This window comes from Microcoleus sp. OTE_8_concoct_300 (assembly GCF_031383065.1).
Taxonomy (GTDB): Bacteria; Cyanobacteriota; Cyanobacteriia; order Cyanobacteriales; family Microcoleaceae; genus Microcoleus.
This window is the reverse complement of sequence record NZ_JANMZH010000546.1, coordinates 1-9769: the sequence shown is the minus strand read 5'-3', so window position 1 is coordinate 9769 and position 9769 is coordinate 1. Positions and strand designations below refer to the sequence as shown.

Here is a 9769-nt window from a genome sequence, read left to right as displayed (position 1 = left end):
ATGATGTCCTTGCCATCTGCGCTCAACAGGGAATCGATAAGGAACAAGCAGAACTTTTCCTTCGCATTTCCCATACCTTGGGGCATATCATCCATTACCATTACGATCCAATACTGCGGGATATCGTCATCCTCAAACCCGACTGGCTAGCAAAGGCAATCAGCTTCGTACTCGATGATGAAACAACCCGCCGCCGCAACGGTTTAGTAGATTTTGAGCATCTGGGCGAATTATGGAGTAATCCCCCGTTTCCAGGCGAGAACGGCTACCCGAAACAACTACATCCCATCTTTCTCAAGCTGATGGAACGCTTCGATTTGTCCTACCGCGTCGTGCTCGACCCCGCTAAACCCAGCAATACCAGCTTGATTGCTCAACTTGTACGCGATACACGCCCCCAATTGCCCAATTGGGGAGAACAACCGGAAGCGGGAGACAGACAACAAGTGCAAATCTGCCAGATTGTAGACGATCGAGGACAACTTGCAGTAGCAGAAGGATTGTTTTATCAATTGATTGTGCGCTTGCACAAATACTCACTGGGGCGCTGCAATTACGAAGAAAGTATCCATTGGCAACGGGGTTTGATGCTTGACAATGACTACAACGGTCGGGCATTGCTCGAATATGTTAACACTGATGTAAAAATTACCGTGCGGGCAGCTTATCCAGAACGGTTTTTGTCTTATCTCACGGAAGAGATTAAATGGCTAGTCGAGAATTTCTGGGAAGGATTGCGATGTAATGTGATGGTTCCCTGCATTGCGCCTTGCGGTATGAATGCGCCTGGAAACGCGCTATTTGAGGTTGAGAAACTAATTGAGAGCAAAAAGAAGAATCGTCATGAGTATCCCTGTCCCATTTCAGGCTGTGGTGAATGGCAAAACATCGATCGTCTGCTAAATAACGCGCCGACTGCTCAACCCCCATCGCAAGAAATCGGCATTCAGCAATTCCGAAATATGTTCAAAGACGAGCTAAAAATCATCCGCGAAGATTTAGTGATTTTCGATCGTCGAGGTGAAGAACGCTTTCAGTCATTGTCTCAGGATCAGCGGATAATTCTCAGCAAAGTCGATGAGGAATTTGCGTCGCTGATGCAAATGCTCACCGATGAAGCGAAAGATGGCCCGCGCCTGTTCAGTTTTAAGCCCGTCGATCCCAAGTTTTTCGATCGCCCCAAATGGATAAGTCAAAAAATTCAAATCACCCTCTGGTGCGAACACTCTCGTTTGCCCCTTCCCGCCTTAAATCCTAACGACAATAAGAAGGGAGTTTATGAATTGGAAGTGTCGCGCGAATGGTTTACCAAAGCAGCCCCCTATCTCAAAATATTGAGCGGAACCCTCAGTCTAGTCTTACCTGTCGCAAGCTCGGCAACCAAGTTAATACTAGATGAAGCCACCTACAAAGGTATTGAAGAAGAACTCGATTTAGGACAAAAAAGCATCGAGTCTACCTTGAAAGGAAGCGATTTAGCGACTAATTTGTCTACCGAAAGAGATGCCCCTGATTGGCAACAGGGCGAAGCAGCCATCCGCGCCCAAGGCTCGATTTTGCGAGAATTACACGCCCTGCTAAAAGCAAAAGATCCTGGTTTTGGTGGCTTGGTGCGGGTGCAGAACAGACGCCGCGAATTTCTGTGGGTTCATCCTCAGTTTGTAGATGAGTATTAAGATTTTTATCTTGACACCATTATTACGATGTGTGATAATTTAAACACGAAATCCCTCGTTCCCAGATTGGTGACAAATTAAGCTCACACCGACCGTCTCTCTTGTTTGTATCGAAGTCTCGATCCCCCCTAACCCCCCTTAATAAGGGGGGGACAAGATTCTTCTCAAAGTCCCCCGACTATCAGGGGGGGACAAGATTTTTCTCAAAGTCCCCCGACTATTAGGGGGGGACAAGATTTTTCTCAAAGTCCCCCTTCTTAATACCAATTTAATGTGAAGTTGCACATATCTCGGTCCCCCTAAATCCCCCTTAAGAAGGGGGACGAAAGATCGGAATCTTGTCCCCCCCTTATTAAGGGGGGCTAGGGGGGATCGGATTCTACGGGGCCTCATAAAACATTGGTATAAGGGGGGGACAAGATTCTTTTCAAAGTCCCCCGACTATCAGGGGGGACAAGATTCTTCTCAAAGTCCCCCTTAATAAGGGGGCGACAAGATTCTTCTCAAAGTCCCCCTTCTTAAGGGGGATTTAGGGGGATCGAGACTCGACTAAAAGGGACATTTATTATGGGTTTCAGTCTTAAGTTGTCACCAATCAGCAGAGCGTGGTAACGGGGAATTTTCTTCCAGTCCGCGCGGGCAGACTTGGTTTGTGGAGCATCCGAATTCTATTCGGCGGGTTCTATTCCGTAGGTTCCTAACTTCCCGATAAAATCTCTTCGAGTGCTAATTTCAGCGTCGGATATTGATATTGAAAACCGCTAGCTAAAGTTTGTTTCGGCAACACTTGCTGCCCTTCCAGAACAAGTTTTGCCCCGTCTCCCAACAGCAATTCTAAAGCAAAACTTGGCACCGGCAACCAAGAAGGCCGCTTTAAAACTTCCCCTAAAGTTTGACACAATTCATTCATCCGCACCGGATTCGGTGCTGTCGCATTCAAAACGCCTTGAACTTGCGAATTTTGCAAAGCATACAGAATTAAATCAACCACATCCTCGCGATGAACCCAAGAAAACCACTGTTTTCCAGTGCCCAGCGGCCCGCCTGCAAATAGTTTAAAAGGTGGCAGCATTTTTGCCAACGCGCCTCCCATTCCCAAAACTATCCCCAGCCGCAAAATTGCTAGCCGCGTTCCCGCATTTTTTGCAGGTTGGGCGGCTGCTTCCCAGTCTTTGCAAACTGCAGCTAAAAAATCATCCCCAGCAGGGCTAGTTTCGTCAAATTCAGCGGTTTCGCTGGTTCCGTAATAGCCGATCGCCGATGCGCTAACAAACACCGATGGTCTAGGATTAGCATTGACGATCGCCTCCACCAATTTTGCCGTCGTCAGTTTGCGACTGTCGAGAATAGCTTGCTGGCGCGCCTGAGTCCACCTTTCCTCCGCAATCGGAACCCCGGCTAAATTTACAACACCATCGCAGCCCGCAATTGACTTTTGCCAATCACCAGACGACGCCGGAGTATAGGCGACAACTTCCAAATTCGGATAAGCTGAAGCCGGAAAAACTCGCAGGGCCCTCGCCGCATCCCTGCTCAAAACCACCACTTGATGTCCCGCAGCTTGCAGCTTCTCCACCAGCCGGCTACCTACAAATCCCGTTGCTCCCGCGATCGCTACTTTCATCTTTTACCAATAATGCACAGTTCTAGCAGTTTAGACGATCGTCCAAACTTGTTTTGAATTATACAAAAATAAACAGCAGCCTCGATCGCCTCCCCACAAGCCAAGTGTATTTTCATTAAACTGATAAAGGACACGAGGAACACAAACCATGCCTGCAAAAAAATCAAAGCTTCTAATTGCTGCCTCCATCGTCGCAGCAGGTAGCGCTGGGGTCTACTTTTACTTCCAGGGTTTGAGCCAAAAAGTATCCAACCCTCAAGACAGCGCCAAAGTTGTACCCGACGAAGCAATGATGGCCACCTTCATCTCCCCCAATCCCCAAGCCTTGTCCGAGTTGCAGCGATTTGGCACGCCAGCGGCTCAAAAGTTGGTCGGTCAGGGTTTGAAGACCTTTCAAGAACAAAGCTTGGCAGGCACTCAAATCGACTTTGACAGGGACTTAAAGCCTTGGCTGGGGGGGGTGATGGTCGCTTTGTTGCCCCCTGATGCTGCTGCGAAAACCGAGCCTCCTAAGCTGCTAGTTGTAGTCAGCGTCAAAAATAAAATTAGCGCTTGGAATTTTGCGAATAAATTAAAATCTCAGCCTGGTGCAACTACTCAAGAAACCGAGTATAAAGGAGTTAAAATTTTTGAGATTGCAGAGCCAACCGGCAAGCGCTACAATGTGGCTTTGCTGAACGACCAATTAGTGATGGCTCCTTTGAGAAAGCCTCTGGAATTGGCGATCGATACTTTTAAAGGAGAACCCTCCCTCGCTACGCAGCAGAGCACAACTAAGTTTTTTGCAGAGAGTGCTGGTGTCAAGAATCCGATCGCAACTGTTTATATTGCTGACTATCCTGCTGCCATTGAGCAATTGAAAGCTAATTTGCCCGCAGATATCCCGTTGCCTTGGACAGTGTTTTCCCAGTTCAAACAAGTCAAGTCAATGGTAGCGGGAATTGGGGCGGACAGTGCGGGATTGAGGGTAAAAACTATCGCTCAGTTAGACCCTAAATTCGTGCAGCAAAATCCACAAGTCGCATCGAAATTGTTACCCAGATTTCCCGGCGAAACCATTGCTTTAGTCGGTGGCAAGGGCCTCGATCGAATTTGGTCGCAGGCGACGGCAAGGGCAAAAGATAGCCCGGAGGTTGACAGGGGAATTCAGCAGGTGAGGAGTAGTTTTAAACGGTTGGATTTGGACGCGGATCGTGATGTTTTTGGTTGGATGAATGGGGAATTTGCGATCGGGGCGATCGGTTCGGATCAAGGTATTTTGTCTCAGTTGGGGATGGGGGCGGCGATGATTTTTGAAACCAGCGATCGCCCTGCTGCAGAAGCAACCCTGAAAAAACTCGATGCGATCGCCAAAAGCAATCCTACAGTCAGCGTCGCCCCCAGACAAGTTCAAGGCAAAGAAGTTACCGAGTGGCAAATACCTCAGCAAGGCACTTTATTCGGGCACGGTTGGCTGAATGAAAATTCTGTGTTTGTAGCTTTCGGTGGCCCTTTAGTCGATGTGATTACTTCGACGCCGCCCCAGCCGTTAAGCAGCAGTCCGAGTTTTCAGGCGATCGCCACTTCTTTACCGCAAGTCAACCAAGGTTACTTTTACATAGATATGGAAAAAACCATGTCTTGGGCTAACCAATATTTGCTCGCAGTACAGCCAAATTTAGTTTCGCCGCCCGTCGCTGAATTGCTCAATTCTCTCCGAGGAATTAGCGTAGCCACAGCTTCTACAGAACCCACAACTGCTCAGCTTGAGATGCTTTTTGCCTTAAAATCTCACAATTAGGGAATTGGGAATGGGTAATATCAAATCCGGTAGCATCGGAATTATTCATCTCTGTATTCTCTCCCTCTGCGTTAAGAGCGCCCTCTGCGGTTAAATCATTCCGATGCAACCGGAAACGATATAATTGGTAATCGGTAATTGGTAATCGGTAATTCTTCCTTCTATCGATTAAATCCGTTACATCCATTAAATCCCGTACACCCCTCGTTGCGGAACTTCCCTCTTCCCTCAACCTCCATCCATTAAATCCATTAAGTTCGTTAAATCCCGTACACCCCTCGTTGCCGAACTTCCTTATTACACTACAGACGTGAGATTTAATGCAGCTTCGTTAAGTTTTTGAGTGCCGATTTTGACTTGAGTAATGCCCCTGACTGTTTGAAATGTGGCTTGGTTGAGAAAATTCATGGCGTCACCTACTTGCTGAATAGCGATCGCCTGCTGTTGAATATTAAAATAAATTTGTTGGTTGCTAGCAAACACCCGATTGCAAGCTTTCCTAGCACCCGTAAAAGCAGCAGCAGTCTCTCGTGCAGTTTTCACCCCTGCGGCTGCTGTTGTGTGTCCCTCTTCTGTTGGTGTCACAGTCGAGTCGATCGCACGTTTAATCTCTGGAATAATACCATTAATCTTTTGCGCCGCTTCTTGGCTTTCATCAGCTAAGAAAGCGAATTTCGCTTGCTACCACCGCCAAACCTTTGCCGTAGTCACCAGATCTGACTGCTTCGACAGCGGTGTTGACAGCCAGGATATTCGTCTGGCTGGCTAAATCGCTAACCAAACTTGCTAAAGCCGAGATATTGCCAATCTGACTTGTACTGTCATAAAGTCGCTCATTTTGCTGAGAAATTGCCACCACAGCTTCTCTCAAACCCAGAATTTGATTGAGAGTTTGCTCAACCATTTGAGAGCCTTCTTCCGCGAGATTTAAAGCTTGGCTGCGGCGGCAACAGCCTCAGCTTGCTCGGCTATTTGCTCAGAAGATCTGCCCAAAGTGTCTAAGAGGCTGTATGAAAAGTGGCAAAGGAAACCAAATTAGGCTAATCGCCTGACCATAAGCCGAATCATAGAGCCGATCATCCTAGCTCAACCGTCGATATTAATTGAGCCAACTAAAACTTTGTTCAACCACGGATCTTTTTTTCCGTAAAACCAAGCCTTAGATTTGTTGCGGTGGTAAAACCACCTGAATAATCGAGCCCAAGCTATCTATCACCGATTTGAGAAACCAACCGCCGCTGTCACCTCTCTCGACAAGCGAGCAAATACAGCCGTGGAACCCTTTGTCCCATCTGGTAAACCGAAAGAGAGAACCTGTTTGCTCGCTTGACCTTCAGGAACACTTGCTGCTGTGACCACCACAGCACGCTTGCCGAAGCTATCAACCGCAGTGTGGCGTTTTGGACCGGCAGGTGCCTGTTGCTTTGTCAAACCCGACCCTCTGATGCACCATCTTGCTCGGACAACTATGACTTTTGCACCCGGATACAATGGTTTTAAATCCGAGACTATACTACCATATTTTGAGCCTGCACGGGTTCGTCTTAACCCAACAAAATGCCCATTTCATCCAAAAATATGAGGTATTCTGGTCGATTTTTTTCACCTAATCCCCATAAGGAACACCTCAAAATTTGCACTCGTTCGATCTGCCGACTGACTACTGCGTATTGTTTTTTTTTCGCGTCAAATTTTGTTTTTTGAGTTCGCGACACATCATACTAGGGCTGACAGACTGGTTGTGCGTCGATAGCCAATATTCACAATATTCTGACAATGTGCTATCAGGATATTTTTCCACCATCTGGGTCAATTGAGTTGTGTGCGAGTGTAACACACTTTTAAGGCTTCCACCTTGTTTTTTGGGTTGAATATCACCAGTAACTTGTTTTTGTTTCAATAGTTTCTGGACAAAGCCTTTACTCACATCAAATTGGGCAGCTATTTTCCGAATGGATGTATCACCTTGTTCATAAGCTTTAACTATTTTTTCACGAAACTCGATCGAATAAGCTTTCATTTTTTGGCGCTGAGCTACTGAGTTTAGTGTACCACATTTACATGGGATATGCTGTATATTTATCCAGGTTTGAGCTTTCTAGTTAAGTAAAACTAACCCCTATGAGCTTGATTTTGCAGTTGGGAATCTGGAATAATTTTTATATTTTTCCCGTCCTAATCTAGGCGCACTCGCTTGTTACCTTTCTCATTTATGTAACGCAACTGCATATAATATGGATTGACTCCTATCATTGATTAAAATATGATTTGCATTCGCTCAACCCAAATTTGATACGTTGAATTAGTTGCTCGGTTTACTTTATTTCCCTCTCTATATCTAATCATTTCTTGAAGAGGGGGATATGTGCGGAGGCACAAAATATGGTCACTGATATTTTTCAAACTGTTACCCCTGGAGGCGACACTTTCACTAAGGTGACTCAATGCTAAGGTTTGCAGTGCAGCCGCAGAAGAAAAAATTCCCTACCAGCCTACAAGAGATACTGGAATCAAGGTACTTAAAATTAGGAGCAGCAGTATAGCGGTTCTCCAGGGTGGTGAGGTATGCCCACGGAGTCCTATGCCCACGGAGGCCTATGCCCACGGAGCCCTATGCCTTATGCCAGATAGTACCTCATGTTACTGAGAAAGGCTATATTCTAAATAATTGCTTTTAAATCTAAAGCAGCTTCATTCAATTTTTGAGTGCCGACTTTAGTTTGAGTGATACCGGAAGCCGTTTGTGCCGCTGCTTGGTTGAGAGAGTTCATAGCTTCCACCACTTGTTCGATCGCAACCGCTTGCTGTTTGGCATTCAGCGAAACTTGCTGAGAGCTCAAAACCACGTTGTTAATTGCATTAGCCACTCCGGCAAAGGCCGCAGCGGTTTCTGATGCAATGTTTACCCCAGATTCCACAGTTTTAGTTCCTTCGTCTGTCACCATTACCGTTGAATTAATAGCTTTCTGAATATCAGCAACTAACAGATTAATTTGCGTGGCAGATTTTTTACTGCGATCGGAAAGTTTGCGAATTTCTGAAGCCACAACGCCGAACCCCTTGCCGTGTTCGCCCGCCCGTACTGCTTCCACGGCAGCATTTAGCGCTAACATATTAGTTTGATTTGCCAAATCGCTAACTAGACTTGAGATATTGCCAATGCGATCGGTTTGCTCGCTCAACTGCATAATTTGCCCTTGCATATCCTCCACTCTAGTTTTCAGCGTTGCCATTGCTTTTAAAGTTTCTTCGACAGCTTTTGTACCTAAGCCAGCTAAACTTAAAGCTTGCATTGCTTGAGATGCGGCAGTTTCTATCTGCTCTGAAGTCGCCCTAGAAGATGCGCCCAATTCGTCCATCGTCGTAGTAGTTTGATTAACTGAAGCTGCTTGCTGGCTTGCCATGCGTTCCTGTTCTTCAACTGTTGCTGCAATCTCAGTGGAAGAACTGGCGATAGAACTAATTGCGCGATCGATAGTTGTAATAATTCCTGACGACATCAGCCAAGCCATACCCGCACCAAACAGCACTAACAGCACCGAACCAACCACCAGGATCGATACCAAAAAGCTTAAAGCTTCCTTGGTGATTTTCGTTTTTTGGTTAACCAGATTTAATTCTGTTTCCCGAAATTCCCGGTTCACTTTCAAAAATTCATTCACTAGATTTTTGTACTTCTCTGTATTAAATACAGCAATGGCTGTCGCTGTCTGATTTTGCAGCACTAAGCGAACCATGTCTTCGTTACAACCCTCATAATATTGCTTGACTAGCTCTCGCATCCTCTGCAAACGAATTCTCTGTTCGGGATCTTGAACGGTCGGCGCTACATTATCCGCCGACTGCAGAGCCAACTCTGCACCTGCGTGAAAATCCGTTAAAAAATCATTATTTTTATTAATTAAATACCCACGTAGCCCCCGTACCATTTGCTCCGCACCTAGGGATATATTAGTTGTTTCTCCGAGTACCTGCTGTACCCTTTCCGTTTCTTGGAAAGTTTTCAACACCTCATTTGTAGTAGCGATAACTACTACGGGAAACCCTAAGTATATAGCTGCTGGCGCTAGATATCCGAGCAGCATTTTGTTTCTAATGTTTAAATTTTTGAGTTTAGCAAACATCTTTTTTTCCTGAATTTAAGATAACATTTCCCTTATTAATGTTGTGACCCTGCGATAGTGGTTGGGAGTCCCGCGTTGGCAACTCAAATGAGGCGGCGACTTTTGGGTTCGATGCCGTGCAGTGACAGTAGAAAATAGTATCATAGCAAATTCTGTTCTATTAGCCTGTTTTCTTTAGCTTCGGGCTGCGCGGACATCGTTTGTGCAGGTGCGACCCCGATTCGGCGGTAAAATCATGTCCGTCTAAATACTTCTCTGCAGCGCCGCGGTTGCAACAGGACAGAAAAGCTGTCTCAGACAAAAACGATTGCTTGACTTCACTGCGTTGCGTTTGGCTGCGCGACATGAAACGCCATGACAAATTCTAAGGAATGAGAATTAAATAACTTCCACAAGTTTGTGGGATGGGCGTCCCGCCCGTCCTTTTTTGGACGGGCGGGACGCCCATCCCACAATAACAATTAAAATTGTGGAAGTTATTTAATTCTCATTCCTTAGAATTTGTCATGGCGTTTCATGTCGCGCAGCCAAACGCAACGCAGTGAAGTCAAGCAATCGTTTTTGT

At 46.2% G+C, this 9769-nt stretch carries 7 protein-coding genes and 1 pseudogene; 2 read left to right on the top strand and 6 right to left on the bottom strand.

Features of this window, described 5'->3' with window-relative positions; all coding sequences use genetic code 11:
- The coding region (locus ACUVJL_RS25270; protein WP_445248348.1) for a COR domain-containing protein at positions 1 to 1676 on the top strand (1676 nt) is incomplete at its 5' end.
- Between the two features lie 697 nt (positions 1677 to 2373).
- Here ACUVJL_RS25270 and thyD read toward each other — a convergent pair.
- Positions 2374 to 3300: a thylakoid membrane protein ThyD gene (thyD, locus tag ACUVJL_RS25265; protein ID WP_445248347.1), complete on the bottom strand. Its 927-nt coding sequence runs from the start codon at positions 3298 to 3300 to the stop codon at positions 2374 to 2376.
- Between the two features lie 148 nt (positions 3301 to 3448).
- Between thyD and ACUVJL_RS25260 the strand changes: the two genes are divergently transcribed.
- Positions 3449 to 5080, top strand: a complete 1632-nt coding sequence (locus ACUVJL_RS25260) for a DUF3352 domain-containing protein (RefSeq protein WP_445248346.1) — start codon at positions 3449 to 3451, stop codon at positions 5078 to 5080.
- 297 nt (positions 5081 to 5377) lie between these two features.
- On the opposite strand, the gene ACUVJL_RS25255 is transcribed toward ACUVJL_RS25260, so the two are convergent.
- The 5 genes and pseudogenes from ACUVJL_RS25255 to ACUVJL_RS25235 form a co-directional block, all read right to left on the bottom strand.
- On the bottom strand, positions 5378 to 5689 hold the full coding sequence (locus tag ACUVJL_RS25255) for a hypothetical protein (RefSeq protein WP_445248349.1): 312 nt from the start codon (positions 5687 to 5689) through the stop codon (positions 5378 to 5380).
- 46 nt (positions 5690 to 5735) lie between these two features.
- Positions 5736 to 6005: pseudogene (locus ACUVJL_RS25250) on the bottom strand (methyl-accepting chemotaxis protein); the annotation flags it as partial.
- Between the two features lie 287 nt (positions 6006 to 6292).
- Positions 6293 to 6511, bottom strand: a complete 219-nt coding sequence (locus tag ACUVJL_RS25245; RefSeq protein ID WP_445248345.1) for a hypothetical protein — start codon at positions 6509 to 6511, stop codon at positions 6293 to 6295.
- Between the two features lie 229 nt (positions 6512 to 6740).
- Positions 6741 to 7100 carry a helix-turn-helix domain-containing protein gene (locus ACUVJL_RS25240; protein WP_445248344.1) on the bottom strand — a complete coding sequence of 120 codons (360 nt, stop codon included), beginning with the start codon at positions 7098 to 7100 and terminating at the stop codon, positions 6741 to 6743.
- 640 nt (positions 7101 to 7740) lie between these two features.
- Positions 7741 to 9204, bottom strand: a complete 1464-nt coding sequence (locus ACUVJL_RS25235; RefSeq protein WP_445248343.1) for a methyl-accepting chemotaxis protein — start codon at positions 9202 to 9204, stop codon at positions 7741 to 7743.
- Between the last annotated feature and the right edge of the window lie 565 nt (positions 9205 to 9769).